The organism is Lacinutrix iliipiscaria, assembly GCF_042686125.1.
Classification (GTDB): Bacteria; Bacteroidota; Bacteroidia; order Flavobacteriales; family Flavobacteriaceae; genus Oceanihabitans; species Oceanihabitans iliipiscarium.
Genome location: NZ_JBHUOV010000001.1, coordinates 1,115,229 through 1,142,134, shown reverse-complemented (window position 1 = coordinate 1,142,134; position 26,906 = coordinate 1,115,229). Strand labels below are relative to the sequence as shown.

At 32.8% G+C, this 26,906-nt stretch carries 28 protein-coding genes and 1 tRNA gene; 19 read left to right on the top strand and 10 right to left on the bottom strand.

The features are described from left to right. The first annotated feature begins 77 nt into the window (after positions 1–77). The 11 genes from kynU (at position 78) to ACFS5M_RS05065 (ending at position 10,503) form a co-directional block, all read left to right on the top strand. On the top strand, positions 78–1,349 hold the full coding sequence (kynU, locus tag ACFS5M_RS05115) for a kynureninase (protein WP_183486454.1): 1,272 nt from the start codon (positions 78–80) through the stop codon (positions 1,347–1,349). Continuing rightward, positions 1,342–2,739: an FAD-dependent oxidoreductase gene (locus tag ACFS5M_RS05110; protein ID WP_183486453.1), complete on the top strand. Its 1,398-nt coding sequence runs from the start codon at positions 1,342–1,344 to the stop codon at positions 2,737–2,739. The genes kynU and ACFS5M_RS05110 overlap by 8 nt, the downstream gene beginning before the upstream one ends. A 158-nt stretch (positions 2,740–2,897) precedes the next feature. Continuing rightward, complete coding sequence (locus ACFS5M_RS05105; protein WP_183486451.1) at positions 2,898–3,305, top strand: RidA family protein; 408 nt, start codon at positions 2,898–2,900, stop codon at positions 3,303–3,305. Positions 3,306–3,345: 40 nt separating this feature from the next. Then, complete coding sequence (locus ACFS5M_RS05100; RefSeq protein WP_183486449.1) at positions 3,346–3,705, top strand: GIY-YIG nuclease family protein; 360 nt, start codon at positions 3,346–3,348, stop codon at positions 3,703–3,705. Then, complete coding sequence (locus ACFS5M_RS05095) at positions 3,702–4,766, top strand: DUF6090 family protein (protein ID WP_183486447.1); 1,065 nt, start codon at positions 3,702–3,704, stop codon at positions 4,764–4,766. The genes ACFS5M_RS05100 and ACFS5M_RS05095 overlap by 4 nt, the downstream gene beginning before the upstream one ends. Positions 4,767–4,990: 224 nt before the next feature. Then, positions 4,991–5,689, top strand: coding sequence for a DUF6090 family protein (locus ACFS5M_RS05090; RefSeq protein ID WP_183486445.1), 699 nt, complete (start codon positions 4,991–4,993; stop codon positions 5,687–5,689). A gap of 80 nt (positions 5,690–5,769) precedes the next feature. Beyond that, entirely contained in the window at positions 5,770–7,212 is a 1,443-nt protein-coding gene (locus ACFS5M_RS05085) for an aldehyde dehydrogenase (protein ID WP_183486443.1), read from the top strand. An 87-nt stretch (positions 7,213–7,299) separates the two neighbouring features. After that, positions 7,300–8,082 (top strand): SDR family oxidoreductase, encoded by a 783-nt coding sequence (locus ACFS5M_RS05080; RefSeq protein WP_183486441.1) that lies wholly within the window; start codon positions 7,300–7,302, stop codon positions 8,080–8,082. Between the two features lie 157 nt (positions 8,083–8,239). After that, the gene (locus ACFS5M_RS05075) at positions 8,240–8,773 is read left to right on the top strand and encodes a 3-hydroxyanthranilate 3,4-dioxygenase (protein ID WP_183486439.1); all 534 of its coding nucleotides are present in this window, start codon (positions 8,240–8,242) and stop codon (positions 8,771–8,773) included. 6 nt (positions 8,774–8,779) lie between these two features. After that, the gene (locus ACFS5M_RS05070) at positions 8,780–9,862 is read left to right on the top strand and encodes an amidohydrolase family protein (RefSeq protein WP_183486437.1); all 1,083 of its coding nucleotides are present in this window, start codon (positions 8,780–8,782) and stop codon (positions 9,860–9,862) included. Beyond that, entirely contained in the window at positions 9,862–10,503 is a 642-nt protein-coding gene (locus ACFS5M_RS05065; RefSeq protein WP_183486435.1) for an O-methyltransferase, read from the top strand. Before ACFS5M_RS05070 ends, ACFS5M_RS05065 begins: the two co-directional genes overlap by 1 nt. A 9-nt stretch (positions 10,504–10,512) precedes the next feature. On the opposite strand, the gene ACFS5M_RS05060 is transcribed toward ACFS5M_RS05065, so the two are convergent. The 6 genes from ACFS5M_RS05060 to ACFS5M_RS05035 all read right to left on the bottom strand — a co-directional run bounded on the left by ACFS5M_RS05060 (position 10,513) and on the right by ACFS5M_RS05035 (position 17,676). Continuing rightward, positions 10,513–12,768: a tetratricopeptide repeat-containing hybrid sensor histidine kinase/response regulator gene (locus ACFS5M_RS05060; RefSeq protein ID WP_183486433.1), complete on the bottom strand. Its 2,256-nt coding sequence runs from the start codon at positions 12,766–12,768 to the stop codon at positions 10,513–10,515. 127 nt (positions 12,769–12,895) lie between these two features. After that, positions 12,896–13,183: a Sec-independent protein translocase subunit TatA/TatB gene (locus tag ACFS5M_RS05055; RefSeq protein ID WP_183486431.1), complete on the bottom strand. Its 288-nt coding sequence runs from the start codon at positions 13,181–13,183 to the stop codon at positions 12,896–12,898. An 80-nt stretch (positions 13,184–13,263) separates the two neighbouring features. Beyond that, complete coding sequence (locus ACFS5M_RS05050; RefSeq protein WP_183486429.1) at positions 13,264–15,570, bottom strand: M1 family metallopeptidase; 2,307 nt, start codon at positions 15,568–15,570, stop codon at positions 13,264–13,266. Between the two features lie 61 nt (positions 15,571–15,631). Then, positions 15,632–16,135 (bottom strand): DUF6702 family protein, encoded by a 504-nt coding sequence (locus tag ACFS5M_RS05045; protein ID WP_183486427.1) that lies wholly within the window; start codon positions 16,133–16,135, stop codon positions 15,632–15,634. Between the two features lie 64 nt (positions 16,136–16,199). Next, positions 16,200–16,967, bottom strand: a complete 768-nt coding sequence (locus ACFS5M_RS05040) for a hypothetical protein (protein ID WP_183486425.1) — start codon at positions 16,965–16,967, stop codon at positions 16,200–16,202. Beyond that, positions 16,954–17,676: a carboxypeptidase-like regulatory domain-containing protein gene (locus tag ACFS5M_RS05035; protein WP_183486423.1), complete on the bottom strand. Its 723-nt coding sequence runs from the start codon at positions 17,674–17,676 to the stop codon at positions 16,954–16,956. The genes ACFS5M_RS05040 and ACFS5M_RS05035 overlap by 14 nt, the downstream gene beginning before the upstream one ends. Before the next feature lie 187 nt (positions 17,677–17,863). On the opposite strand from ACFS5M_RS05035, the gene pepE reads away from it, so the two are divergent. After that, entirely contained in the window at positions 17,864–18,571 is a 708-nt protein-coding gene (pepE, locus tag ACFS5M_RS05030) for a dipeptidase PepE (RefSeq protein ID WP_183486421.1), read from the top strand. A 31-nt stretch (positions 18,572–18,602) separates the two neighbouring features. On the opposite strand, the gene ACFS5M_RS05025 is transcribed toward pepE, so the two are convergent. Next, a tRNA-Gly gene (locus ACFS5M_RS05025) sits at positions 18,603–18,675 on the bottom strand. 108 nt (positions 18,676–18,783) lie between these two features. On the opposite strand from ACFS5M_RS05025, the gene ACFS5M_RS05020 reads away from it, so the two are divergent. Beyond that, the gene (locus ACFS5M_RS05020; RefSeq protein ID WP_183486419.1) at positions 18,784–19,512 is read left to right on the top strand and encodes a M15 family metallopeptidase; all 729 of its coding nucleotides are present in this window, start codon (positions 18,784–18,786) and stop codon (positions 19,510–19,512) included. A 29-nt stretch (positions 19,513–19,541) separates the two neighbouring features. Then, entirely contained in the window at positions 19,542–20,309 is a 768-nt protein-coding gene (locus tag ACFS5M_RS05015; protein ID WP_183486417.1) for a M48 family metalloprotease, read from the top strand. 45 nt (positions 20,310–20,354) lie between these two features. Here the strand turns inward: ACFS5M_RS05015 and ACFS5M_RS05010 are convergent, their stop codons facing one another. Then, positions 20,355–20,741 carry an ankyrin repeat domain-containing protein gene (locus ACFS5M_RS05010; protein WP_183486415.1) on the bottom strand — a complete coding sequence of 129 codons (387 nt, stop codon included), beginning with the start codon at positions 20,739–20,741 and terminating at the stop codon, positions 20,355–20,357. A 251-nt stretch (positions 20,742–20,992) separates the two neighbouring features. Here ACFS5M_RS05010 and gpmI point away from each other — a divergent pair, with 251 nt between their 5' ends. The 4 genes from gpmI to ACFS5M_RS04990 are packed head-to-tail and all read left to right on the top strand — an operon-like array spanning position 20,993 to position 24,556. Beyond that, a complete protein-coding gene (gene gpmI / locus ACFS5M_RS05005; protein WP_183487280.1) occupies positions 20,993–22,510 on the top strand; it encodes a 2,3-bisphosphoglycerate-independent phosphoglycerate mutase in 1,518 nt (505 codons plus the stop codon). Between the two features lie 41 nt (positions 22,511–22,551). Then, complete coding sequence (locus tag ACFS5M_RS05000; RefSeq protein ID WP_183486413.1) at positions 22,552–22,965, top strand: BT0820 family HAD-type phosphatase; 414 nt, start codon at positions 22,552–22,554, stop codon at positions 22,963–22,965. A 1-nt stretch (position 22,966) separates the two neighbouring features. Continuing rightward, positions 22,967–23,785, top strand: a complete 819-nt coding sequence (gene map / locus ACFS5M_RS04995) for a type I methionyl aminopeptidase (protein WP_183486411.1) — start codon at positions 22,967–22,969, stop codon at positions 23,783–23,785. A 6-nt stretch (positions 23,786–23,791) separates the two neighbouring features. Next, entirely contained in the window at positions 23,792–24,556 is a 765-nt protein-coding gene (locus tag ACFS5M_RS04990) for a class I SAM-dependent methyltransferase (protein WP_183486409.1), read from the top strand. Positions 24,557–24,564: 8 nt separating this feature from the next. Here ACFS5M_RS04990 and ACFS5M_RS04985 read toward each other — a convergent pair whose 3' ends face one another. Together ACFS5M_RS04985 and ACFS5M_RS04980 are read right to left on the bottom strand one after the other, a co-directional pair. After that, positions 24,565–25,542: an FAD:protein FMN transferase gene (locus ACFS5M_RS04985; protein ID WP_183486407.1), complete on the bottom strand. Its 978-nt coding sequence runs from the start codon at positions 25,540–25,542 to the stop codon at positions 24,565–24,567. Continuing rightward, the gene (locus ACFS5M_RS04980) at positions 25,543–25,920 is read right to left on the bottom strand and encodes a Na(+)-translocating NADH-quinone reductase subunit F (RefSeq protein WP_183486405.1); all 378 of its coding nucleotides are present in this window, start codon (positions 25,918–25,920) and stop codon (positions 25,543–25,545) included. 123 nt (positions 25,921–26,043) lie between these two features. Here ACFS5M_RS04980 and ACFS5M_RS04975 point away from each other — a divergent pair, with 123 nt between their 5' ends. Further along, a complete protein-coding gene (locus ACFS5M_RS04975) occupies positions 26,044–26,790 on the top strand; it encodes a DUF6090 family protein (protein ID WP_183486403.1) in 747 nt (248 codons plus the stop codon). The last annotated feature ends 116 nt before the right edge of the window (positions 26,791–26,906 follow it).

Genomic DNA, 26,906 nt, shown 5'->3' with positions numbered 1-26,906 from the left:
TTAATGATGCCGCTTTTAATGCTTCATTTCTAAGATAATAATTCTTATTTTTGTTGGAAACCGAAAAACAATTCACTTTGTCCAACTATAAATTAGGTCTTGATTACGCAAATGAACAGGATCAAAAAGACCCATTAGCACAGTATAGAAATCAATTTCATATTCCAAAAGACAAAGACGGAAATGACTGGTTATATTTTACTGGAAATTCCCTTGGATTACAACCAAAAAACACTCAAAAATACATTCAACAAGAACTTGACGATTGGGCTAATTTTGGCGTAGAAGGGCACTTCGAGGCTAAAAACCCATGGATGCCTTATCATGAATTCTTAACCGAGTCTATGGCGAAAATTGTAGGTGCTAAACCGATTGAAGTGGTTATCATGAATACCTTAACAACGAATCTACATTTGTTAATGGTATCTTTTTATCAACCTACGAAAACCAAATATAAAATAGTTATTGAAAGTGATGCTTTCCCTTCTGATCGGTATGCTGTTCAAACACAATTAGAGTTTCATGGATTTGATGCCAATGAAGGCTTAATTGAATGGAAACCAAGACCTGGAGAAGACCTTTTACGTATTGAAGACTTAGAGACTATTCTTGAAGAACAAGGCGATGAGATTGCATTACTTTTAATTGGAGGTGTTAACTATTATACTGGTCAATATTTAGATTTAAAAAAAATTGCTGAATTAGGTCATGCAAAAAATTGTATGGTTGGTATCGATTTAGCACATGGCGCTGGAAATATAACACCTGAACTTCATCATTCTGGTGTAGATTTTGCCGCTTGGTGTACTTATAAATATTTAAATTCTGGACCTGGAAGTTTAGGCGGATTATTTGTACACGAAAAGCATGCATATAACAAAGATTTAAAACGATTTGCTGGTTGGTGGAGTCATAACAAATCCACACGCTTTAATATGAGACAACCATTAGACGTTATGCCTGGCGCTGAAGGTTGGCAATTAAGCAACCCTCCTATTCTATCAATGGCTGCTATAAAAGCATCATTAGATTTATTTAATAGCGTTGGCATGGAGGCTTTAAGACTAAAGTCTGAAAAACTAACAGGATACTTTGAGTTTTTAATTCATGAGCTAAACAATGACCAAATACAAATTATCACACCTTCTAATCCAAAGGAACGTGGTTGTCAACTGTCTATTCAAGTCAAAAATGCTGACAAACGTTTGCATCAAAAATTAACTGAAGCACATATCATTACAGATTGGAGAGAGCCTGATGTGATTCGTTGTGCGCCTGTCCCTTTTTATAACTCCTTTAAAGACGTCTATAAAATGGTTGAAAAATTGAAATTTATTTTGAATGAATAAACAACAAAACATACTTATTATTGGCGCTGGACTTTGCGGAAGTCTTTTAGCCTTACGCCTAGGGCAACGTGGTTACAACGTAACTGTTATGGAAATGCGCCAAGATTTACGTAAAGTCGATATTTCTGCTGGACGCTCTATAAATCTTGCATTCTCAGATCGTGGCAATAAAGCCATGAAATTGGTTGGTATAGAAGATAAAGTTAAAGCGCTTTGCATTCCTATGAATGGTCGCATGCTTCATGATCGCGAAGGCAACACCATGCTATCTAATTACAGCGGAAGAGACCACGAATACATTAACTCTATCTCTCGTGGTGAGCTTAACGGTTTACTTTTAACCGAAGCAGAAAAACATGAAAATGTAAAAATTCATTTCAACAAAAAATGCAAATCAGTTGATTTTGAAAAAACGACAGCTTTATTCAAAGACTATGAATCTAATACCGAATTTGTTGAAGATGCAGACCTTATAATCGCAACAGATGGCGCAGGCTCTGCGATGCGAAAAAGCTACTATTTGGGAAAGAAATTTTTGTTTAGTTTTTCGCAAGACTACCTAACTCATGGCTATAAAGAATTAAGCATTTTACCCACTGAAACAGGCGATTACAAAACCTATAAAAATGCATTACACATTTGGCCTAGAGGCGATTTTATGGTCATTGCTCTTCCTAATTTAGATGGCAGCTTTACAGTCACTTTGTTTTTGAGTTTTAATCAAGGTGAATATAATTTTAATAATTTAACCACACCTGAAAAGGTCACTGAATTCTTCCAAAAAGAATTTCCAGACGCCTTAGAATTAATGCCTAATTTGGTAGAAGATTTCTTTAGCAACCCAACAGCACCTCTGGGAACTGTAAAATGTTCGCCTTGGCATTATAAAGGCAACACGCTATTAATGGGCGATTCTGCTCATGCGATTGTGCCGTTTTACGGACAAGGGATGAATGCCTCTTTTGAAGATGTGGTTGAATTTGACAAAGTTCTAGATCAAAACTTAGACAACTGGGAAGCCGTTTTTGAAACCTATGAAGCCAACCGCAAAAAAGACACTGATGCTATAGCAGATTTGGCAATAGATAACTTTCACGAAATGAAAAGTCACGTTGCTAATCCTATTTTTCAAGAAAAGCGCAAGATTGAAATGGCTTTAGAGCAAAATTTTCCAGATGAATATTCTTCAAAATATTCACTAGTCACCTTTAATGAAAATGTAACGTATAGAGACGCCATGCTAAAAGGTCGTGCTCAAGACAAAGCCATATTGAATATGCTTTCTGATGGCACACTAAAAACTGATGATGATTTAAAATCAATTTTAGAAAAAGTAAAACAAGAAACAGAAGCCATTCTAGAAGATGACAGAATTGCTGGATTAAAATAATTTGGGCGTTACTCTACATCGCTTAAGCGACGTAGAGTCAGGCTTTCGGCAGTCGCTTTTTTTGACTTGTCATTCCGCACTTCGATGCGGAATCCACAAAAAAGAGCTTCAACAAATGCCTCAATCCTTAACGCGAAACAACAATAGAAAACAAAATTATGAGCGAAAAAATAGTAACACCACGAGGAGCCTATCCACACACAAAACGTGTAGGCGACTTTATTTTTGTTTCAGGAACCAGTTCAAGACGACCAGATAACACCATTGCTGGTGTTGATATTATTGACGACATGGGAACCAAACGCCTTAATATCGAAACCCAAACCCGAGAAGTCTTAAAGAATATTGATTCTAATTTAAAAAAAGTAGGGGCTTCAATAAAAGATGTGGTTGATGTCACCACCTTTTTAGTCAACATGAATGATTTCGCAGGTTATAATAAAGCCTATGCAGAATTCTTCGAAAAGGAAACCGGACCAACACGAACAACCGTTGCCGTACACCAATTACCACATCCAGATTTAGTGGTTGAAATTAAAGTGATGGCATACGTGGGGAATAAATAATAAACTAAATGTCTCCTCGAGCGCAGTCGAGAGGTCTATTATGAAACTATATTATGTTTACATATTAAAATGTTCAGATGGGTTAACTTACACTGGAATAACAAATAATATTTCAAGACGATTTGAAGAACATCAAACTGGATTAAATAAAAATTGTTTCACATTTAAAAGAAGACCATTGAAGTTAATATTTACACAAGAATTCAATGATATAAATCAGGCTATCTATTTTGAAAAGAAAATTAAAAACTGGAGTGGGAAGAAAAAGTTAGCTTTAGCTAAAGGAGATTTTAAAATGATTCAAATTTTAGCTGAATGTAGAAATGCTACGCACTTAAAGTATAACCCTGAACTAAAGGAGGTCTCGACTGCGCTCGACCAGACAAAAAACAAAGTATGATTAAATTTTTTAGAAAAATCCGTCAAAACCTTCTTCACGAAGGCAAAACAGGCAAATACTTTAAATATGCCATTGGTGAAATTATTCTTGTTGTTATTGGTATTTTTATTGCATTGCAACTTAATAATTGGAGTGAAAAACAGAAAACAGAAAACAAAATAGTGTCCATTTTAAAAGAGGTGCAAAAAGACTTGGGAGAAGATATTATTAAATCCAAAGCTTTGTTCGCGTATTATAAAAGTAGGGACTCCATAATACAATTGGCTATAGATAACAAGCTGACTCGTGAAGATTATTTAGGTACTAATAACATTACATACCTTTATGTTGCAATGAATGCCTTCCATCTTAAAATTCACAGCAACGGTTATAAAAACTTAACTGATCATTTGGATGATATTCCAGAAAAATTTACAGAAATCATTGCACCTCTCAACGAAATTTACACCTACAATAAATACGAAATAGACAAATTTGATCTGCGATTAGATAAAATTACGGATCGCTTAATAGATCATCTCGCAGCAACAAAACCTTGGTATTATGGTATGAATCGAAATCAAATAAGTGAGGAGGCCATCCATTATTTTCTTAATGATTCATTATATAAAAATGCACTATATCTATATAGTAATGCATCACAAAATTTAACAGCTAATGTTTTAGCGTTTAACCAAAACGCAATCAATACATATCAAAAAATTGCAGAGCTTACAGGTTATCCAGAAGAATTACCAGATTTTATTCCTCATCATTTAATAGATGTAACTCCGCAACAATTTGAAGCGCTTACTGGGAATTACAAATTAATTAAAATTAAATATAGTAATGGAGACATTATAACATTAGAGGACCCTTTTATTATGAAAGTTAACAATCATATTTTAGAGTTTTCTGATATAAATTATGATTACACTGTTAATTTTTACTTTAAAGATAACAACAATCTATATGGAAACCATAGTGAAGCTACTATTATAAAAAATGAGTCTAAAAACATTAGTGGATTACTTGTCAAGCTTTTAGATATAGATTATGAATTTATAAAAGTAGATTATTGAAACGTAATTTTGAGAAACAAAATCAGATGTCCAGTGGACATTTGGTGAAAATAGCCGCTTGCGGGAAAATCAATACTACAAACATGAACAATGATTAATTTTTTTATATACATCCATAGTCAGGTCGAGCAGAGTCAAGACCTAATTAAAACCTCTCGACTACGCTCGAGGAGATATATTATAGTATGATTAAATTCTTCAGACATATTCGTAAATCCCTTCTTATGGAAAACAAAACAGGCAAGTACTTTAAATATGCTATTGGTGAAATTATTTTGGTGGTTATTGGTATTCTCATTGCCTTGCAGATTAATAATTGGAATGAAACTAAAAAAATCAAAGAAAAAGAGCGTCAAGTATTAACTGAAATTGTTTCAGATTTAGAATTTACACTTCAAGATTTAGATCGCGTTATCAATAAAAGAACAAACAATTTAAAAAGAACTATCAATTCAATTAATACAATAATTGATGTCCTTGAAAAAGATAAACCCTATCATGATTCTTTGGCATTTTACTTTAGAGCAACTAACGCTTACGATGCTATTGATTTTAAAACGAGTGGTTATCAATCTTTAGTATCTATAGGAACAGATTTAATTGAGAACCCAGAGCTACGTTCATCTATTGGGAAATTCCACACTTCATCTATTGATGATTCTAAAGGAAGTTTTCAAGAAGTACATTTAGATTTTTATAGCTATATGTTAGATTATTATAGAAAAAAATTCACAATAATCATCATTAATAACTCTGTTGAAAAATTAGTCCCTAATGATTTTGATGCTTTAAAAAAAGACAAAGAATATATTCAATCAATTAAAACTTTTCTAAGCGTAAACATTGCATATTTTGAAACTTTAAACAACGTTGAAAATGAAGCAAAGCAATTAAAAAAAGATATAGAAAATTATTTAGAATAATAGTAACTTGTCATTCCACATTCGTTGTGGGAATTGAGTTTTAATTAAAAAGATCCTGAATCAAATACAGGACAACAATAATGAAAAACATACAAAACTACATCAACGGCAATTTTCATAATCCCATTCAAAACAATTGGATAGATAATTACAATCCATCGAATGGAGACATCTACGGGCAAATTCCAAACTCATCCAAAGAAGATGTGGAGAATGCCTATATCGCAGCAAAATCTGCTTTTCCAATATGGTCACAAACCACTTTTGAAGAACGTAGCAGAATTATGATTAAGATATCTGAATTATTAGAAACAAACTTACAACGTTTCGCTGAAGCTGAAAGCAAAGACAATGGTAAACCAGTCAGCTTAGCAAAGGCTATTGATATTCCTAGAGCAGCGAGTAATTTTAGATTCTTTGGTAACGCAATTACGCAATTTGCTAGCGAAAGTCATGAAAGTGTTGGACAACAAGCTATTAACTACACCTTGCGTCAAGCTATTGGTGTTGTAGGCTGTATTTCGCCTTGGAACCTTCCTCTCTATTTATTTACCTGGAAAATCGCTCCTGCAATTGCTGCAGGAAATTGCGTGGTAGCTAAACCGAGTGAAGTTACTCCTATGACAGCTTATTTATTAGGTGAAATTTGTACAGAAGCTGGCTTACCTAAAGGCGTTTTAAATATTGTTCATGGTTTAGGGACTACAACAGGGCAAGCCATTATAGAACATCCTGACATTAAAGCCATTTCGTTTACTGGCGGCACAGCAACTGGAGCACATATTGCAAAAGTCGCAGCACCAATGTTTAAAAAATTATCCTTAGAGCTTGGTGGAAAAAACCCGAATATTATTTTCGCTGACTGTGACTATAATAATATGCTAGAAACCTCTGTTCGTTCATCTTTTGCCAATCAAGGTCAAATTTGTTTATGTGGTAGTCGTATTTTTGTAGAAGCCTCAATTTATGAAAAATTTAAAACTGATTTTGTAGCAAAAGTAAGCGCCTTAAAAGTTGGGCATCCTTCAGATCAAACCACAAATATTGGAGCTTTAGTTTCCAAGCCACATTTAGAAAAAGTTCTTGAATATATTAATATTGCCAAATCCGAAAATGGCACCATTCTTTGTGGCGGAAATAAAGTCAGCATCAAAGATTATGAAAATGGTTATTATTTAGAACCTACAGTTATTGAAGTTCAAAATGATGAGTGCCGAGTAAATCAAGAAGAAATTTTTGGTCCAGTAGTGACAATTATGCCTTTTAATAGTGAAGACGAAGTGCTGCAAATGGCAAACAAAGTAAAATATGGCTTGTCGGCAACGCTTTGGACTAACGATTTAAAGCGTACCATGCGTATGAGCAATCAATTACATTCTGGGATTGTATGGGTGAACACATGGATGATGCGTGATTTACGAACTCCTTTTGGAGGTGTTAAAGCTTCTGGTGTTGGTCGTGAAGGTGGTTTTGAAGCCTTACGCTTTTTTACCGAAGCGAAGAATGTGTGTATAAAATATTGACGCTTAGCGTCATGCTGAACGTGTTTCAGCATCTCATAAAATTAAGAAACAATTAAAAAGATTCCTGCTTTCGTTGGAATAACCATTATGAATCTAAACTTAAATAACAAATACGCTTTAGTCTGCGGAAGCACTGCAGGCATAGGAAAAGCAACAGCCTTGGCTTTAGCTGAAGAAGGCGTGCAAGTCACACTTATAGCAAGAAATGAAGATAAGCTTAAAATGGCTTTATCTGAATTACCTCAACATAAAAATCATGATTATATTGTTGCCGATTTCTCAAATCCTAAGACCTTGCAAAGTAAGGTTTTAGAGTATATTGACAAGCATCATGGATTTCATATTTTGGTGAATAATACAGGCGGTCCAAAAGGAGGTCCTGTATTTGCTGCCAACGTTGAAGAATTTGAAAGCGCTTTTACTCAACACTTAAAATGCAATCACGTATTAGCCCAAGCTGTTGTTCCATTTATGAAAAGTGAAGCTTATGGCAGAATTATTAATGTAATTTCAACTTCAGTTAAGCAACCTTTAGATGGCTTAGGCGTGAGCAACACCATTCGAGGTGCTGTAGCCAATTGGAGCAAAACCTTAGCTAATGAGCTTGGTCAATTTGGTGTGACCGTAAATAACGTACTTCCTGGTGCTACAGGAACAGAACGTTTAGCTGAAATTATTAAAAATAAATCCGCTAAAACTGGAAACACAGAAGAGGAAGCTGCTAATGCTATGAAAAGTGCTGTACCAGCAAAGCGGTTTGCTAAACCTGAAGAAATAGCCTCTGCAATTACTTTTTTAGCAAGTGAACCTGCAAGTTATATTAATGGAATTAACCTACCAGTTGATGGTGGAAGAACAAAAAGTTTGTAACTTTATAACAATTAAAAATTGCGTTAAGGATTGAAGTGACATCCTTTTTTGTCTGGTTGAGCATAGCCAAAACCTAAAAGACAAAAAAGATATAACGGAAAGCCTGACTCTACAAAGCTTTAGCGTAGTAGAGTAACGCCCAAAAGACAAAAACATCATGAGTAAACTTGTTTCTCCTTTAAATTTTAAAGCTTGGATTGAAGAAAACAGACATCTTTTAAAACCTCCAGTAGGCAATAAATGCGTCTGGAAAGATGGTGATTTTATCGTTATGGTTGTTGGTGGTCCGAATAGCAGAAAAGATTATCACTACAATGAAACACCTGAATTTTTCTATCAAATAGAAGGTGATATCGTCTTAAAAATTATTGATAAAGGCACACCAAAAGACGTACATATAAAAGAAGGTGATATTTACTTATTACCTCCAAAAGTACCGCATTCGCCTCAACGTGGCGCAAATACTGTAGGCTTAGTTATTGAATACAAAAGGCCTGAAGGTATGCGTGATGCACTCCTTTGGTTTTGCGAAAATTGTGTCACTAAACTATATGAAGAAGATTTTACTGTAGAAAATATTGAGACTGATATGCCGGTTATTTTTGACAAATATTATAGCGATAAAGAAAAACGTAGTTGTCCGAATTGTGGTGAAGTCATGCAACCACCAAAGAAAGTGCAAATAGATTAATTGTATATGAAAAGAAAACTTCGCATAAATGGCCACTCACATCTTTTGCCATATCCTGAGGAAATTCCTCAGTTTATGAAAGATAAAGGGATTTTTTGGGTAGATAAAGACCGAAAATTCATGCTTCAGAAAGATTGGAGTCGTCCTGTAACCGATTCAAGCTTTTTTCTAAATGAAAAATTAGCATGGATGGAACGTTTTAAGATAGATCATGCTGTGGTTTTAAATCTATCACAACTCTATGGTAATGGTTTGCGTTTAGAAGAAATGAAACAAGCGCTACGATTTCAAAATGATTTTAATGCAAGAATACAGCATGAAAATCCTACTAAATTTACATGTGGTTTTGTGGTCCATCCTGGTTTTGTTCGTGGTGCATGTTGGGAAATTGAACGCTGTGTAGAGCAACTAGGTTTACAACTCTTATGCCTACCAACACATTACATGGATACAATTGGGACATGGCGAAGTATTTTTGATGAAGAAAACGAGCCTATTTTTGAACTGGCTAACAAATACAATTTAGCTGTAGAAATACATCCTTACGATGGAGAAAAATTCATCAAATTAGAAAACACCTCTTGGCGATTTCATTTAATTTGGATGCTTGCTCAATGTGCTGATGCTTATCATTTTTTAACGTTAAACGGCTTACAAGATAAGTATCCTAATATGCGAACCTGTTTTGCTCATGGTGGACAATTAGCACAAATTAACTTAGGGCGACGTATTCAAGGTTTTGATGGACGTCCTGATTTATTTGAAGGCAAAAGCCATCCTAGAAAAGCAGTAGGACACAAAAACATCTTTTTTGATACTTTAGTACATGATACTGGAGGCTTAGAATTATTAATTAAGAATCAAGGCTCAAAACAAGTGCTAATGGGACTTGACGACCCTTATCCTTTAGGTGAAATGGAAAGCGCTAAACAATCGTCTTATCCAGGAAAAATTTTAGACCTAGCAATAGATCGTCACATTATTACAGAATCCGAACGCGATGCAATTTGGGAAGATAATGTTATTCAATGGTTGTGTGGTGATAATGATGATGCTAAAGAAAAGTTGATTAACAGAATTTTAGGCTAATGAATTTTTTATCTGAAAAATTAGATGATTACATTGTTAATCACAGTCAGGACGAGCCTGAATTGCTTCAACAACTCACTCGAGAAACCTATCAAAAAATATTGCAGCCTATTATGCTTAGTGGACCATATCAAGGTCGTGTGCTCAGTATGATTTCAAAGTTAATACGTCCTAAAACTATTTTAGAACTCGGTACTTTTACAGGATATGCTACTTTGTGTTTAGCTGAAGGCTTAGACGCTTCAGGTGAAATTCACACCATAGATGTTAATGAAGAACTTCTTGATTTTCAGCGGAAGTATTTTGATCAATCTGAATTTGGACAACACATTCATCAACATTTAGGAAATGCTTTAAATATTATTCCAACTCTGGAAGCTTCTTTTGATTTGGTCTTTATTGATGCTGATAAACCTAACTATGTGAACTATTTTCATTTAATTATAGACAAGTTAAATCCTGGAGGGATTATTATATCAGATAATGTTTTATGGCATGGTAAGGTTGTAGAACCTCTAAAGGACAAAGACCTTTCTACAAAAACACTTTTAGAATACAATACACTTTTGAAAGAAGATGATAGAATAGAAACCGTTTTATTACCTATAAGAGATGGTTTAACTATTAGTCGGAAGAAATAAAATAAACAATTACTCTAAACTAATGGAGTTTCTAACTTGAATATTTTTTATGATGGTTTGAAAAAACTCGTAATCATCATAAGGTTTAATAATAATATCATCAAATCCAGAGGAGAATACTTGCGCTTTAACCTCTTCAATATTTGAAGCTGTTAGCGCAATAATTGGCAATTCTTTATCAAAAGCCCTTATGGCTTTAGTTGCTTGAAATCCATCCATTACAGGCATGTTTAAGTCCATTAAAACAATATCGTAATCTTGTTCTTTGACAGCTTCTAAAGCTAAAAGGCCGTTTTCAACAATATCACTTTTAAAGTTTTCCTTTTTTAAAATATTTTGTGTTACGATTTGATTGATTTTATTGTCTTCTACAATTAAAATTTTTCTACCACTACTTTCCTCTAAACGTTGTTTAAACGATTTTTTATCTTCTATTGCTCTGGCTTCATTATCAATTTTAAATGTAATATTAAACGAGAATTTAGAGCCAAGACCTTCATTACTGACTAGTTCTATTTTGCTACCAAAGAGTTCTACCAAGTTTTTCACAATTGAAAGCCCTAAACCAGTTCCTTGGTAATCGCTATCATGCTTTCTATTGAGTTGAGAGAAGTTTTCGAATATCACTTTTTGTTGACTTTCTGGTATTCCAGGTCCATCATCAATAACTTCAAAGCGAATTTTTGCTAAATCTTTATTCTCTTTTAATAAGATAATTTTTAGCCACACATTGCCTTTATTCGTGAATTTTAAGCTATTCCCTAATAGGTTGATTAATATTTGACTTAAACGAATATTATCTGCAAAAAGGTATTGCGGAATTTTATTATCAAACTCTAAAAACAACTTGTTTGATTTTTCTTCTAATTGATACTCAAACGAATCGGTTATATTAATAACCATTTGTTTCAAGTGTATTGAATTACTATGAAGCTCAATTTTTTTAGACTCAATCTTTCCGATTTGTAAAACATCATTAATTAAGTTTAGCAGGTAATCTCCAGAATATTTTAAGGATCTTAAATACTTACTATCTTGAGTATTTAAATCATTGTTTTTTAATAATAATGATGTTAAACCAACAACACCATATAAAGGAGTTCTTAACTCATGACTGACATTAGAAATAAAACCAGATTTAAGCTCTGACACCTTTTCTGCTTCATTTTTAGCAATTTCTAATTGTTCATTTCTAGTTTGTAAAGTTGCTGTTAGTTTTCTTTTAGATTGGTAATTAATAAATAATGCTATTAAACTAAAACATAAAAAGACAACAGCTATAATAAAAATTGTATTAACTCTTTGCACATTCTCTGTAGTTTTGGCAAAGACATTTTTCTCTTCATTAGCTTCTTTTGCATCACGCTTATAATCTTCTATTTCAAACTTAGCCTTTGCGAATTTTGATTGTTTTACTTTTTCTTCGTTGATGACTTTTTCTCTAAATTTATTGTGATTTAATAGTGCTTCATAAGCTTTTTCGTTATTATTTAAGCTTGCTAATGACGCTGCGTATTGTTTGTAAATTTTTGAAATCATAAGATTCCTCTGACTATTATTTTCATCTAATCGTTTTAAAATAATGATAGCGTTATCATAATTTAAGATTGAATTATAGAGGGCTCCTTTTTGAGCATAATACCTGCCAAATACGAAAGCCAATTGACTTTTTTCGTATGGAGAAATGCCAATAGAGTCTTGTTCTTGTTGCGCTCTTAATATATATGTGATGGCGTCTTCTGGTTGTTTATAGTCTAAGTATATAGAGCTTATACTAAGGAAGATATTAGATAGTATTTGCTTTTTGTCCTTTCTATTTTCTTTAGCTAAACTGTTTATATTTTTAGCAGCAGCCAGTGCTTTTTTATAATAAGTTAGAGCTTCATTTTTCATCAAATATCCATTCGCATAGATATTCCCAATTTTTAAGTATGCATTTGCAATTAAATAATTTTCATTAATGTTTTGGGCAGCATCGAGTGCTTTTAAGTACGATTTTTCTGCGTCTTCATTTTCAGTCATTTTAAAATAGATACTACCTAAAGTACTATTGGCTATAGCTTTGCCGTAATTATCTTCAATAGAATCTGATAATTTAATGGCGTGTTTAAAATGGTCTATTGAAAGTGCGATTTGGCTATTATCATAAAGTTCGATAGCTGTTGTATTTAAGCTATCAATTCTGCTAATAATGGCACGCTCATTCTGGCTAAAAATAGGAGATAGCGCAAGTAGAATGAAAAATATAAGTAGGTAATTTTTCACTTTTAATTCGATTTGGGTCAATCAAATATAGCAAAATGGATGAAACCACAAAATTTTTTAGTAGTAATACATAGGTTCTTAAACATTTTCACATGAAGTTCGTTGAGTGAAAAATCGAGAGTTATGGTTAAAGTTTTCGTCTTACTGAGCCTGTAAAATCTTCTAGATCTTCTTTTACTTTTTTCAGCTCATCATCGACTCCCTTGGTAATACTAGTGTCTATACCATGATTTTCAGCACTCTTAGTAATTTCTTGTTTTATTCCATTTGTAGCGTCTTTTAGTGTACGCATACCTTTGCCTAAACCTCTTGCGATGTCAGGAATTTTGTCTGCACCAAAAACCATTATAACAACAAATAGAATAAATGCTATTTCTGTGCTACTAATGAATAATAATGTTGGTTGTATAATCACAATACAAATATAGTGAGTTTTGTTTTATAGGAATAAAAAAAGCCAACTATTAAAGTTGGCTTTTTTTACATGATATAAACTTAGTCTTTAACTTCGTTTTTAAATTTATCAAATTGGCTTTGTTCAATTTCTTTTGGCCAAGCATTGTTTGATGTATCTACATCTGCAGTTTCCAAATTTGGATCGACTTTAATAGACACAATTTCTTTTTCAGAAGCTATTGCTTTACTTACTTCTTTGTCATTTAATCTCCATATTTGCGCTGGATATTTAATGGTTTTAGAAGTTCCATCTGCATAAGTATATTCAGCAATGATAGGCATTACTAAACCTCCAGGTTTTTCAAAAGTAACTTTATAGAAGAATTTTGGCTCTTTTATTTTAGCACGTTCTTCAGGAGTAAAATTATCCATTATGTACTCTTTTAAATTCTTAGAATTTTCCATTGCAGAACCATTACGTAAGTCTTCATTAAAATCTTCACTACCTTCTTCAACCAAGTAAACTAATGGAGGTAAGTCACTCATTTTCATTCCACGTTGTTTAACGATTTCTTTTACTTCAGCATTAGGTTCGTTAGACACGTAGTACTTTTTCACTTCTTTAATACCAATATCTACATAATCTGTGGTATAAAACCAACCTCTCCAGTACCAGTCTAAATCAAAGGCAGAAGCATCTTCCATAGTTCTAAAGAAATCTTCTGGTGTTGGGTGTTTAAACATCCAACGTTGTGCATATTCTCTAAAAGCATAATCAAATAATTCACGTCCCATAACTGTTTCTCTTAATATATTAAGAGCAGTTCCTGGTTTACCATAAGCATTATTACCAAATTGGTATGTATTTAATCCTTTAGTCATAATTGGTGCGATAAAATCTTGATCGCCTCCCATATAATTTACAATTTTAGCTGCAGGTCCACGACGAGAAGGATATTTATCATGGCCTTCTGATAGCGCATCAGGATACCACTCTCCAAAATCTTGTTCTGCAACATACTGTACAAACGTATTTAATCCTTCATCCATCCATGTCCATTGACGTTCATCACTATTTACAATCATAGGAAAGAAGTTATGACCGACTTCATGAATAATCACACTCATCATTCCGTATTTAGTTCTATCGCTATAATTTCCGTCTTTATCAGGGCGTCCATAATTCCAGCAAATCATTGGGTATTCCATCCCTTGATTTTTGGCATGTACAGAAATGGCTTTATGGTAAGGGTAATCAAAGGTCATTCTTGAGTAAGACTTTAAAGTACTGGCAACCGCTTTAGTAGACCAATCTTCCCAAAGAGGGTTACCTTCTTTTGGATATAATGAAACTGCCATAACATCTTTATTTCCAATCTTAACAGCCATCATATCCCAAATCCAACGTCTTGAAGTAGCAAAACCAAAATCACGAACATTTTCAGCATATAGCTTCCATGTTTTAGTTTGAGTCGATTTAGTTTTTTCAGCAGCTTCAGCTTCAGCTTGAGTAACAATTACTACAGGCTCATCATAAGATTTTTTAGCCTGTTCATAACGTTTCATTTGTTCTTTGGTATAAACTTCTTTTCTATTCATTAAACGTCCAGTACCATCTAAAATATGATCGGCTGGAACAGTAATGTTAACTTCAAAATTTCCGAAAGGTAAAGCAAACTCATCTCTTCCCCAGAATTGTGAATTTTGCCAGCCTTCTACATCGTTATATACAGCCATTCTTGGATAAAATTGTGCAATAACATAGGCTCTATTATCATCTTCAGGAAAATATTCGTAACCCGAACGGCCTCTACCATTAACATGGTCGTTAATATTATACCACCATTTAATAGAGAATGAAAATTTCTCTCCTGTTGCTAATGGTTTAGGCAATTCAACACGCATCATTGTACGATTTATCATGTGCTGTAAAGGCTTACCATTAACATCTTTTACTTCTTGTATGTTAAATCCACCATCAAAAGGCTCAGAAAGGTATTTATTTGCAAAAGTTCCTGGCATTTCAGCTGGTTGAGATGCATCGTTTTGAATTAAAGGTGTTTTAGAATCTTTAGCTCTCATATTTTGATCAAGCTGAACCCAAAGATATTTTAATACGTCTGGCGAGTTGTTGGTATAAGTAATCGTCTCGAAACCAGATAATTTTGCATTAACATCATCAAGCACTAAATCCATTTTATAATCTGCTTGTTGCTGATAATAAGCGGAACCTGGAGCACCAGAAGCTGCTCTATACATGTTAGGTGTAGAGAACTCATCATAAAGTTGCTTGAATTTGTTGTTGTTTGTGTGGCCTTGTTCTCTTTCTGGTTGTTCTTGATCTTGTGCAAATGCACTTACAGAAATAAAAACAAAAGAAAGGAATACATACTTTAATTTATTCATTGTGAAAGTTTTGTTATAAAATGATGCGTAAATTAATAAAAAAAAAGGGTTTTAACTTTTTTTAATTAAAGTTTAACACGCCTTTATCATTTCCTTTTTTGAGAATAAAACTTTTACGTTTCCCATTAATATTTGTGCGAACAATATTTTCTTGTTCTTTAAACAAATCTAGTAAGATTTTATTAGAGACTTGAAACGTATTAATGGCTTTTACATTTTCAATTTCTAAGTAGCAAAAAATAATATCATCTTCATATTCTTTTCCTAGATAATTGAAATTTGAAGGCTTGTCATTTATATCAATTTTAAGCTTTTCGGTTAAGTAACGTTCAATATAACTATCAATTGTACTCAATTCATTTTTAGTACTTAAAGTAATATTTTCATCATAACGTTCTCGTAGTAATTTCTCGAAATCATCAATAAAAATGCGGCTAATGATTTGAACAGATTCTTTTTCTTTAACATATTCAATTTTTGTTACGCTAACATAATATTTATGCATTGTTGTATAGGCTAACAATGGAAGTATAAATATTATTAAAGCAATTCTAAAGGTCTTCATTTAAATCATTTAGTTTTTGTAAAAGTAATTTATTTTATCAATTCAAAAAGTATTCCAAAGCAAATTAATCTTCATTTTGCTTCTGGTTGTTTTTATATTGTTTTAATTTTTCCTTTAAAAAAACTAGTATTTCTAAATCACTTTTACTGCTGCAAATTGCTGTAAACTTCTCATCATCAGAAACAAAATAAAAATAATCCATAATATAATCTTCATGAAGCGGATTATCTTTAAACAAGTCTTCTGATAACCTAGTTTTCACTTCATACATAAGTTCTTCTCTTCGTTCAAGTTTAATCTGAAGCTTTAGTTTTTTGGTTCTTCCAGAGATGGCATTTATAATGGGAAAAAGTGGAATTAATCCGCTGCCAGTTGTAGCCTCATTGAGCTGTCTTTCATTTTGAGTTTTTAAGGGTCCTTGATAGCTAGGTATTCCTAGACTTTTGCTTGTAACAGCCTTACCTTCTACATTTTGCAAGTCTTTAGCTAAATCGCCAGTCAGTATTTTACCAACGACAACCTCATCTAGCTGATTAATTTGTTCGTCTAGAGTAATCGTAATTTTTTTTGATAGGATATGTGTTTTATTAATAACTAGGGTTTTTAATTTATTTTGAATTGAAGATACCACTAAAGTATCATTAACTTTTACCGAAATTTGAAATTCCCCTTTTTGGTTTGTAATAGTAAATTTTTGTTCTGTTTTATTTATAATATGAATGTTTTCGACATCATTAGAACTGTTAATTTGCCCTTCGATTAATATCGTTTGTGACCAAACAACATGAAGACACATAAAAAACAATATGAAAATATACTTAGTTTTCTTCATCTAACGTATTTAAAAACATTTTACTTTTTTTGACTAAAAACTCAATTAAAGCAACTTCATTTTCTGTTTTAAGAAGGTTATTATCAAAATTTTGATGGTAACAAAACGCATAAAATAGTTCTAACTTTTCTTTTGGGATTTTAAAATTTTCAACCATAAATGAAGGCGAGTATTTATCGGCTAAATCTAGCATTTCACTAGCTTTCATTTTCTGAACTTCAATATAAGAGCGTTTTTTCTTCTTTTTAAATTTAACGCCAAATAACTTTAAAAGCTCAATGATGTTTAATCCATTATAAAATTGACCTTGTTTCATAAACGGATTATCTGGTTTAGTCATTCGTATATCACCTGGCGCTATATTATCAGTATTTATGCCATTAAAACTTATTAGATTCAATGGCTCTACATTATCTATATCTGTCGTTAAATCTCCTGTTAAATCATGAGTTAAAATTAAAACTTCGTCTAAAGTATTTACTTCTTCAACTAATTGTATCGTTAACTTTTTATTCTTTATGGTTTCTGCATCAATAACAATAGTTATCTGCTCATATAAAAGGGCAGAAATTTCTACAGAGTCACCAATTGCTGCTTCAATAAAAAAAAGGCCTTCATGATTTGTAATTGTTCCTTTTTTTGAAGTGGTATTATAAAGTGTTATGCCTTCAACATCTTTACTTTTTGAAGCAATTTTACCAGTAATCATCACACGATGATTAGTTTGCGCGATGATTAAAGTTGTAGTTAAAAAAATTACAAAAAATAATAGTATCCTCAAGCTCATTAAATTTTATAAGTAAAGAACGGTTTTCAATTCTTAAAGAAAATGAAAAAGCCAATTAAACTTTTGTTAAAAGCTTTTCAGTATTTTTACTGAAATAACGCTTATTTTAATGAAACACATCATAATTGCAAGTACTTCGACACTACATGAATCTAATTATTTAGGCTACATATTAGACGAACTAGTATCGTTTTTTAAAGACGCTTCAACCATCCTATTTATCCCTTATGCTAGACCAAGTGGAATCTCTCATGATGATTACACTAACAAAGTACAGGATGCTTTTTTAAAAATAAACAAACACATTGTAGGCATCCATACACTTAAAGACCCTGTTAAAGCTATAAAAAATGCTGAAGCTATTTTTGTTGGTGGAGGAAATACTTTTGTATTAGTAAATCAATTATATAAAAATAAAATACTAACCCCTTTAAAAGAAACTGTAGAAAAAGGCATTCCTTATTTAGGCACTAGCGCTGGAAGCAATGTTTGTGGCCTAACAATGAATACCACAAATGATATGCCTATAGTGCAACCTCCAAGTTTTAAAACTTTAGGCTTAGTCCCTTTTAATATTAATCCACATTATCTAGACCCAGACCCTAATTCTAAACATAATGGAGAAACACGTGAAACTAGAATTAAAGAGTTTCATGCCTTTAATACTCAACCTGTAATAGGTTTAAGAGAAGGCAGCTGGCTTGAAGTAAACGGAAGCACAATAACATTAAAAGGGCATTTGCAAGCTCGCGTTTTTGAACATAATAAAGCACCGTATGAGATAGATCCGAATACTCAATTAGATAATTTAAAATAAAAAAGCCTCATCGTTATTGATGAAGCTTTAGAGCGGGAGACCAGGTTCGAACTGGCGACATTCAGCTTGGAAGGCTGACGCTCTACCAACTGAGCTACTCCCGCATTCTTCGGCAAATATAAAAAACCCTTTCTCTTTAATGAAAAAAACTAAAGCTTTTTTAATAATTAAATTATATATTTTGGCTTAACTTTTGTGTAACCCCAATTAGATTGAAAAGAAGAGACTTCATAATAAAGACGAGTTTATCAGGAATAGCAATAACAGCTATACCGCAATTTACGCTTTCTCAAAACACAAACCCAATAGAATTACTTATAGGTAAAGGAAATCCAAAATTATTTGGAAGCGCATATAAATTACAAGAAGATGCTCATTTTGCATTTCAAAAAATGAAAAAGGCAGCTTTAAAAGATAATATTCTTATACAAATTGTGTCTAGTTATAGAAATTTTGAGCACCAAAAAAGAATATGGGAAAGAAAATATAAACGCTACAGCTCTCAAGGTTTGTCTGGCGAAAAAATTATAAAGAAGATAATAGAATACTCAACCATACCTGGAACTTCTCGACATCATTGGGGGACAGATATCGACATTATTGATGGCCATGTACATCCTCCAAAAAATGTACTTAGAGCCGATCATTTTCATAGAGATGGAGCTTTCATATATTTGAGACAATGGATGGAAGAACACGCCTCTACTTATGGCTTTCATTTGGTTTATACTAACCAATCAAATCGAAAAGGGTTTAAATATGAACCTTGGCACTACAGCTACAAACCACTATCAAAACCATATCTGTTTAGTTATAAAAAACTAAATATTAAGGACATTCTTCTACAAGAAAAACTCATTGGGAGTGCTTTTTTCAATGAAGCCTTTATGGACATGTACCTAAAAGAAAATATTTTAGATATTAATCCAGAACTTTTGTAACTTTAAAACATATACAAAACAAAGAAAAAATGAGAGGTAAAAGTTTAAAATTTAGACTACTAATAGGTTTAGTTATAGCTGCTTATTTTGGTATTAAATATTTTTCATCGCAAGAGATAAATCCTTATACAGGAAAAAAACAAGCCATTTCAATGACCGTTGATGAAGAAATTCAAATGGGCTTACAAAGTCGGGACCAAATGGCAGCACAACATGGTGGCTTATATCCAAATGAAAGTTATCAAGCTTTGGTAGATAATGTTGGGAACAAATTAGTCAACAACAGTATTGCTAGAGAAACACCCTACAAGTATGAGTTTCATTTATTAGCAGACCCTCAAACCATTAATGCTTTTGCATTACCTGGTGGTCAAATTTTTATCACTTATGCCTTATTTTCTCAATTAGAAAATGAAGATCAGCTTGCTGGTGTTTTAGGTCATGAAATTGGTCATGTTCTTGGAAAGCATAGTGCTGAACGTATTGCTAATAGCGAGCTTTGGCAAGGTCTTTCTACTGCTGGTTCTGTTGGTGGTGATATTGGCGGACTTATAGCTCAAGGCGGACAAAGTATTTTGCTTAAAAATGGAAGAGGCGATGAATTAGAAAGTGATGACCTTGGAGTTCGTTTTATGATTAGAGCTGGCTATGATCCTGAAGAAATGATTGATGTCATGGAAATCTTGAAAGCTGCTGCTGGGCCAAATCGTGTTCCAGAATTCCAAAGCTCTCATCCAGATCCCGATAATCGCATCGAAGAAATAAGAGCGTCAATAAAAAAATACAGTCAACAATAAAAAAAGCCCTGAAAATTCAGGGCTTTTTTTTAGACTGAAATAAATTTAATCTTTTTTTAGTGCATTTTCTATAACAGAAATCGCACCATTAGCCTTTGAAATTTCAGCATATTTTTTTGCAGTAAGCCCTTTATTAGACCTTGTTTTTAACTTCGCGCCATGATCTATTAAATACTTTAAAATATCAACTTGGTTGTATCTTGCAGCATACATAGCTGGAGTCATACCTTTTGACTTTTCATTAACATCTACACCTAAGCCTACTAACTTTTTTACAGTTTCAAAGTCACCTTTAACAATAGAAGCACATAAAGGACTAACGTCGAATACAGCTTCTATTTGATAAGGATTGTTGTTTTCACTAACTGTTTTTGCATTTGTTGCTAAAGTAAAGCATAATGCGATTGCCGAAATAATGATTGTTTTTTTCATGATGAATGATTTTTATTGATTAATGATTTGTTATTGATATAACTAAAAGACGATACCAAATACTAATTGTTACAATAAAACAGAACGATAACATTTATTTAACACCTTGAGGGCAAATATGTTAAAATTTTATATGTCTTATTCAGGTCTTTACTAACATTCAGTATTAGATATTTGTCGTTAACAAATACTGTTTTCATTTTAAATATCTATTTAAACAAGTATCTTTGAAAACATACACTTTTTATAATATGAACAAGAAAGTTATTTTAATGATTTTAGATGGTTGGGGGAAATCTCCTAATCCAAATGTATCTGCAATAGAACATGCAAAAACCCCTTTTATAGATTCGTTATACACTAAATTCTCTCATGCAACTCTAAGAACAGATGGCTTACATGTTGGGCTTCCAGAAGGGCAGATGGGAAATAGTGAAGTAGGACATATGAACCTTGGAGCTGGGCGTATTGTGTATCAAGATTTGGTGAAAATTAATTTAGCTGTTAAAAACAAAACTTTAGCTAAAGAACAAGCGCTTATTGATGCCTTTACCTATGCTAAAAACAATAATAAAGCTGTGCATTTTTTAGGCTTGGTTAGCGATGGCGGCGTACATTCTCATATTAATCATTTATTGGGTTTAATTGATGCAGTTGAAGATTTCGGAATTCAAAAATCATTTATTCATGCCTTTACAGATGGACGCGATGTTGATCCAAAATCTGGTTACGGATTTATTACAGAATTAGAAGAGTATCTTGAAAATAAAAAGACCAAAATAGCAACTATAACTGGGCGTTATTACGCTATGGATCGTGACCATCGTTGGGAACGCATTAAACGCGTTTATGATGCTTTGGTGAATGGAAAAGGAGAGTATTCAAAAAATATATTAAAATCTATTAAAGAAAGTTACGCTGATGATGTGACTGATGAATTTATACAGCCTATAATAAAAGTTAACGATTCAAATCAGCCAATAACAACAATTAAAGATGATGATGTTGTGGTCTTTTTCAACTTTAGGACAGATCGAGGACGACAGCTTACTGAAGCTTTATCTCAAAAAGATTTTCATGAACAAAATATGCATCATCTTCATTTGCATTATGTTACAATGACTAATTATGATGATTCTTTTAAAGGATTACATGTAATTTACGATAAAGACAACCTCACTGAAACGTTAGGCGAAGTCTTAGAAAAACATCATAAAAAACAAATTCGAATAGCAGAAACTGAGAAATACCCTCATGTTACTTTTTTCTTTTCTGGAGGTCGCGAAAAAACATTTCAAGGAGAAACCAGAATACTTAGAAACTCACCTAAAGTAGCTACTTACGATTTAAAACCTGAAATGAGTGCTTTTGAATTAACAGATGCTTTAGTTCCTGAATTAGAAAAAGGAGAAGTTGATTTTGTGTGTTTAAATTTTGCTAATGGAGATATGGTTGGGCACACAGGAGTTATGGATGCAGCAATTAAAGCTTGCGAAGCTGTTGACACCTGTGTAGAAAAAGTCATTACAACTGCTTTAAATAACAATTATACAACTATACTAATAGCTGACCATGGTAATTGTGAAACAATGATAAATCCTGATGGCACTCCTAACACTGCGCACACGACCAATCCTGTTCCAATTATTTTAATTGATAAGGAATTAAAGCACATAAAGGATGGTATTTTAGGTGATATTGCTCCAACTGTCTTAAAATTAATGGGAATAGAACAACCTAAATCAATGACACAACATGCTTTGCTATAAAATCAATATTTATTGTATTTTTGCAACCTATTATAACAAAAATGAATTTCAACGATAAACTTATACTTGCTATAGATTTTGATGGTACCATTGTAGATGATGCTTACCCTAAAGTTGGAAAGCCAAAACTGTTTGCCATTGAAACTTTGAAAAAATTACAACAAGATGGTCATCGTCTGATATTATGGACTTACAGAAGCGGTAAACCTTTAGAAGAAGCTGTTGCTTTCTGTAAAAGTAAAGGCATTACATTTTATGCTGTAAACAAAAGCTTTCCAGAAGAGCAATATGACGATACTAAAAGTCGAAAAATTCATGCTGATTTATTTATAGACGATAGAAACATAGGAGGCTTTTTAGGCTGGGGAGAAGTCTATCAACGCCTTTCTAACCCAAAATATAGTCCAAATAATTTGGCTAAAAAGAAAGGTTTCTTTTCATTTTTTAAGCGATAATATGATTATAGTAAAGACAAGAGAAGAGATTGAGTTAATGCGCGAAGCTGCATTAGTTGTATCTAAAACTTTAGGTGAAGTTGCTAAAGCTGTAACACCAGGAGTCACAACCTTAGAACTCGATAAAATTGCAGAAACTTGTATTAGAGATCAAGGTGCAATTCCAGGATTTTTAGGTTTATACGACTTCCCTAACACGCTTTGCATGAGTCCAAATGCCCAAGTAGTGCACGGCATTCCAAATGACACACCCTTAGTGGAAGGCGATATAATTTCTATTGATTGTGGCGCTATTAAAAATGGTTTTTATGGCGATCATGCCTACACCTTTCCTGTTGGTGAAATTGCTCCTGAAACTCAAAAGCTTCTAGAAGTAACTAAAGCTTCTCTTTATGTAGGGATTAAAGAATTCAAATTAGGCAATCGTGTAGGTGATGTTGGTTATGCTATCCAAAAGTACTGTGAAGATTATGGCTATGGTGTTGTTCGTGAATTAGTTGGTCATGGCTTAGGACGAAAAATGCATGAAGACCCAGAAATGCCAAACTATGGAAAACGAGGTCGTGGTAAGAAATTTATTGAAGGTATGGTTGTGGCTATCGAGCCTATGATTAATTTAGGCACACAACGCATTAAGCAACATCGCGATGGCTGGACTATTACGACGCTAGACGGAAAACCTTCAGCACATTTTGAGCATGACGTTGCCATTATAGATGGTAAGCCTGAACTACTTTCAACCTTTGCTTATATTTATGAAGCACTAGGCATTACAACTGATGAGGAAAATGAGTTTAGACAAAAAGCCTTAGTGCTTTAGTTTACTATGAAGAAACTCTTCAAAATAATTCTAAATATTATTCCTAGACCTCTACTAATCAGGTTAAGTTATATAGCTCGTCCGATTTTAGCTTTTTTTTTAAGAGGCAATACGTATACTGATCCAATTGATGGCAAAAGCTTCAAAAGCTTTTTACCCTATGGTTATGGCACACAGCGCAACAATGTCTTATCGCCTTCTACGCTTAGTTTAGAACGCCATAGGTTATTGTGGTTGTATTTGAAAAATGAAACCGATTTCTTTTCAGCTAAAAAAAAAGTGTTGCATTTTGCTCCAGAACAATGCTTTTTAAAACGCTTTAAAAAATTGAAACACTTAGATTATACGACTACAGATTTAGAATCTCCAATAGCTGATGTGAAAGCCGATATTTGTAATCTTCCGTTTGAAGATAATAGCTATGATATTATTTTATGTAATCATGTTTTAGAGCATATTCCAGACGATACAAAAGCGATGCAAGAATTATATCGTGTGTTAAAACCTGGCGGTTATGGTATATTTCAAATTCCGCAGGACTTGTCAAGAGCAAAAACTTTTGAAGACGACAGCATTACAGATAAAAAAGAACGTGCTAAAATCTTTGGCCAATACGATCATGTGCGTGTGTATGGCAGAGATTATTTTGACAAGCTAAGAGGTATTGGCTTTAAAGTTGAAGAAATAGATTACACCTCTACAATATCCGAAACAGATCAAATTAAATACTGTTTAGCCAAAGGTGAAATTATTCCTGTGGTTCATAAATAAAATACGAATCAGTTTAGTGGAAATTCATTTAAAGCTATAGTTTCTAGTTCATGCTTTTCATTTTCAAAAACTAAAAAAGCTTTAAGCTCTGGATGGTTCTTTAAAAAGGCTTTTGTTTTTTTAATTCCCATGGCTTGGAAAGCCGTAGCAAATGCATCAGCAGTCATACAGTTAGGTGCTAAAACCGAAACGCTTAATAAATTTGACTTACTAGGATAGCCTGTTTTTGCATCAATAATATGTGCAAAGCGCTTACCATTTTCGTCAATTTTAAATTTTCGATACGTTCCAGAAGTTGCCATTGCATCATCATGTAAAGCAATGGCTTTTAAAACCGATTGTGTACCATCAAAATTAGGCTGATCTATTCCAACAGACCAAGCGGCTTCTTTAACTCGATTCATGCCTTTAGAACGTATCTCTCCACCAATTTCAACTAAGTAATCTACAGTACGTTTACTTTCTAAAAAATCAGCAACCACATCAACAGCATAGCCTTTGGCTATGGCATTAAAATCGATAAACGTCTGAGGATATTTTTTTATGACAAATCGATCTGCTTTATACACATTATCAAAACCTACATACTGCATTAAACTGTCAATTTTAAGACTGTCTATGCGTTCCATTTTTTGTTTAGGTCCAAAACCTAGTGCATTTACAATCGTTCCAATGGTTGGGTCGAAAACACCATTGGTTTGTTCGTGGAATCTCTTTGAAGCTTCAAACACTTTTACAAAATGCGCGTCAACTTCTTTAGATTCATTCCTATTTAGTTTAGAAATATCTGAATTAGCTTGGTAGGTTGACATGGATTTATTAATCACATAAAACAAGCTATCAACTTGGCTTTGATAATTTGTTTCTCCATTATATATGATGGAATAACTAGTTCCAAAAATAGCTCCAGAAAGCTTAGTGTTTTTTTGCTCTTGCTGACAAGAAAACACCATAAGCATAACCACTAAAAAAACTATTTTTTTCATCTAATTCAAATGCGTTTCAATGACTTGAATGCCATTATATTCAATAAGGTAATCTTCATTTAAATAAATGGGTAAGTCTTTACCATTAGGATTGCCTAGTCCAACTCCAGCATAAAGGACTTTAGCATCTTTTTCATAAGCATGTTTCTTAAAAGTTTCCATCCAAACCACATCATAATTATTTGGGTTTTCTGGTAACATCACAGCTCGAACAATAACAAAAAAATATTGGTTATTTTTATCTATACACACAAATTGTGGGTGCTTTTTTAATTTACTATTAATAGCGATAAACTCAAAACCACGTTCCTCTAATTCCTTCCCAACATGGTTCATGGCAAGATTGTGTAATTCTTGATTTGTAAGCGATTTACTCATGGTACAAAAATAATAAAAAGATAGGCAGCAAAATTGAATTACTATAAAATAGATAAAAAAGTGTAAATTTATAATCGAACCAGATTTACGCTATCAACTTATCTGCTAACTTAAAGTTAGTCTATGATAAAATTCTTTCGGAAAATACGTTATACCCTTTTGAATAAGAATCAAACAGGGAAATACTTTAAATATGCCATTGGCGAAATCATACTTGTTGTTATTGGCATTTTGATTGCTCTTCAAATTAACAACTGGAACACCAAAAAACAAGAACATATTGAACTGAAAGGCTATCTGAATAATATTTCTAAAAATATAAAAACAGATCTTTCAAACCTTGACACGCTTTTACTCTTTAGAAATAGTGTAAAATTATCTGCAATAGAATTTCTAAAAATAGCTGACAGTCCTTCAGTTTCTTCTGAAGATATTAAAAATTATTTTAAAAATCACAGCAATTATTTAGCCATTTTCGATACCTATTTTAGAGCAGACCTTAGCGGTTTTGAAGCCTTAAAAAATTCAGGATATATTGGTAAACTTCACAATTCAAATATTGAAACATTACTATTTAAATACTATGAAACAATAGACGTGATTGCAGCTGAAGAAAGTAGTGTCAATAATTTTGTTGAAGAAATGGAAAATGAAATGTTCAAAGACAATGTTGTGAGAGCGTTATTAAAAATGCTACGTAGAGGTTTTAATGAACCCAATGATATTGATAAAACACATAAAATATTTCAGCATCATGCATTTGCAGGTGCTAACTTTAGAATGTCAAATTTAAAAACCTTGTTTGAAAAGTATAATCAATTGCAAAAAACGGGATCAAAACTTATTCATCAAATTGAGCTCTATAAATGATAAATTTTGTTATACCTTATGGAACAAAGCATTCAAATACGTTAAAAATGCTCTAGCCTTTTCATTGTACTTTTGTTGCGCAACGGAACTATACAGTTTATAAAAGAGTATTCTTG

Excerpts from the sequence above, each read along its gene's own strand:
- ACFS5M_RS04985 (WP_183486407.1), bottom strand. The coding sequence starts at position 25,542 with ATGAAAAAAATAGTTTTTTTAGTGGTTATGCTTATGGTGTTTTCTTGT.
- ACFS5M_RS05035 (WP_183486423.1), bottom strand. The coding sequence starts at position 17,676 with ATGATTACTGGTAAAATTGCTTCAAAAAGTAAAGATGTTGAAGGCATA.
- pepE (WP_183486421.1), top strand. The coding sequence starts at position 17,864 with ATGAAACACATCATAATTGCAAGTACTTCGACACTACATGAATCTAAT.
- ACFS5M_RS05040 (WP_183486425.1), bottom strand. The coding sequence starts at position 16,967 with ATGAAGAAAACTAAGTATATTTTCATATTGTTTTTTATGTGTCTTCAT.
- ACFS5M_RS05075 (WP_183486439.1), top strand. The coding sequence starts at position 8,240 with ATGAGTAAACTTGTTTCTCCTTTAAATTTTAAAGCTTGGATTGAAGAA.
- ACFS5M_RS05080 (WP_183486441.1), top strand. The coding sequence starts at position 7,300 with ATGAATCTAAACTTAAATAACAAATACGCTTTAGTCTGCGGAAGCACT.
- ACFS5M_RS05095 (WP_183486447.1), top strand. The coding sequence starts at position 3,702 with ATGATTAAATTTTTTAGAAAAATCCGTCAAAACCTTCTTCACGAAGGC.
- ACFS5M_RS05015 (WP_183486417.1), top strand. The coding sequence starts at position 19,542 with ATGAGAGGTAAAAGTTTAAAATTTAGACTACTAATAGGTTTAGTTATA.
- ACFS5M_RS05085 (WP_183486443.1), top strand. The coding sequence starts at position 5,770 with ATGAAAAACATACAAAACTACATCAACGGCAATTTTCATAATCCCATT.
- map (WP_183486411.1), top strand. The coding sequence starts at position 22,967 with ATGATTATAGTAAAGACAAGAGAAGAGATTGAGTTAATGCGCGAAGCT.
- ACFS5M_RS04990 (WP_183486409.1), top strand. The coding sequence starts at position 23,792 with ATGAAGAAACTCTTCAAAATAATTCTAAATATTATTCCTAGACCTCTA.
- ACFS5M_RS04975 (WP_183486403.1), top strand. The coding sequence starts at position 26,044 with ATGATAAAATTCTTTCGGAAAATACGTTATACCCTTTTGAATAAGAAT.
- ACFS5M_RS05045 (WP_183486427.1), bottom strand. The coding sequence starts at position 16,135 with ATGAAGACCTTTAGAATTGCTTTAATAATATTTATACTTCCATTGTTA.
- ACFS5M_RS04980 (WP_183486405.1), bottom strand. The coding sequence starts at position 25,920 with ATGAGTAAATCGCTTACAAATCAAGAATTACACAATCTTGCCATGAAC.
- ACFS5M_RS05110 (WP_183486453.1), top strand. The coding sequence starts at position 1,342 with ATGAATAAACAACAAAACATACTTATTATTGGCGCTGGACTTTGCGGA.
- ACFS5M_RS05010 (WP_183486415.1), bottom strand. The coding sequence starts at position 20,741 with ATGAAAAAAACAATCATTATTTCGGCAATCGCATTATGCTTTACTTTA.
- gpmI (WP_183487280.1), top strand. The coding sequence starts at position 20,993 with ATGAACAAGAAAGTTATTTTAATGATTTTAGATGGTTGGGGGAAATCT.
- ACFS5M_RS05090 (WP_183486445.1), top strand. The coding sequence starts at position 4,991 with ATGGAAAACAAAACAGGCAAGTACTTTAAATATGCTATTGGTGAAATT.
- ACFS5M_RS05070 (WP_183486437.1), top strand. The coding sequence starts at position 8,780 with ATGAAAAGAAAACTTCGCATAAATGGCCACTCACATCTTTTGCCATAT.
- ACFS5M_RS05050 (WP_183486429.1), bottom strand. The coding sequence starts at position 15,570 with ATGAATAAATTAAAGTATGTATTCCTTTCTTTTGTTTTTATTTCTGTA.
- ACFS5M_RS05105 (WP_183486451.1), top strand. The coding sequence starts at position 2,898 with ATGAGCGAAAAAATAGTAACACCACGAGGAGCCTATCCACACACAAAA.
- ACFS5M_RS05065 (WP_183486435.1), top strand. The coding sequence starts at position 9,862 with ATGAATTTTTTATCTGAAAAATTAGATGATTACATTGTTAATCACAGT.
- ACFS5M_RS05000 (WP_183486413.1), top strand. The coding sequence starts at position 22,552 with ATGAATTTCAACGATAAACTTATACTTGCTATAGATTTTGATGGTACC.
- ACFS5M_RS05100 (WP_183486449.1), top strand. The coding sequence starts at position 3,346 with ATGAAACTATATTATGTTTACATATTAAAATGTTCAGATGGGTTAACT.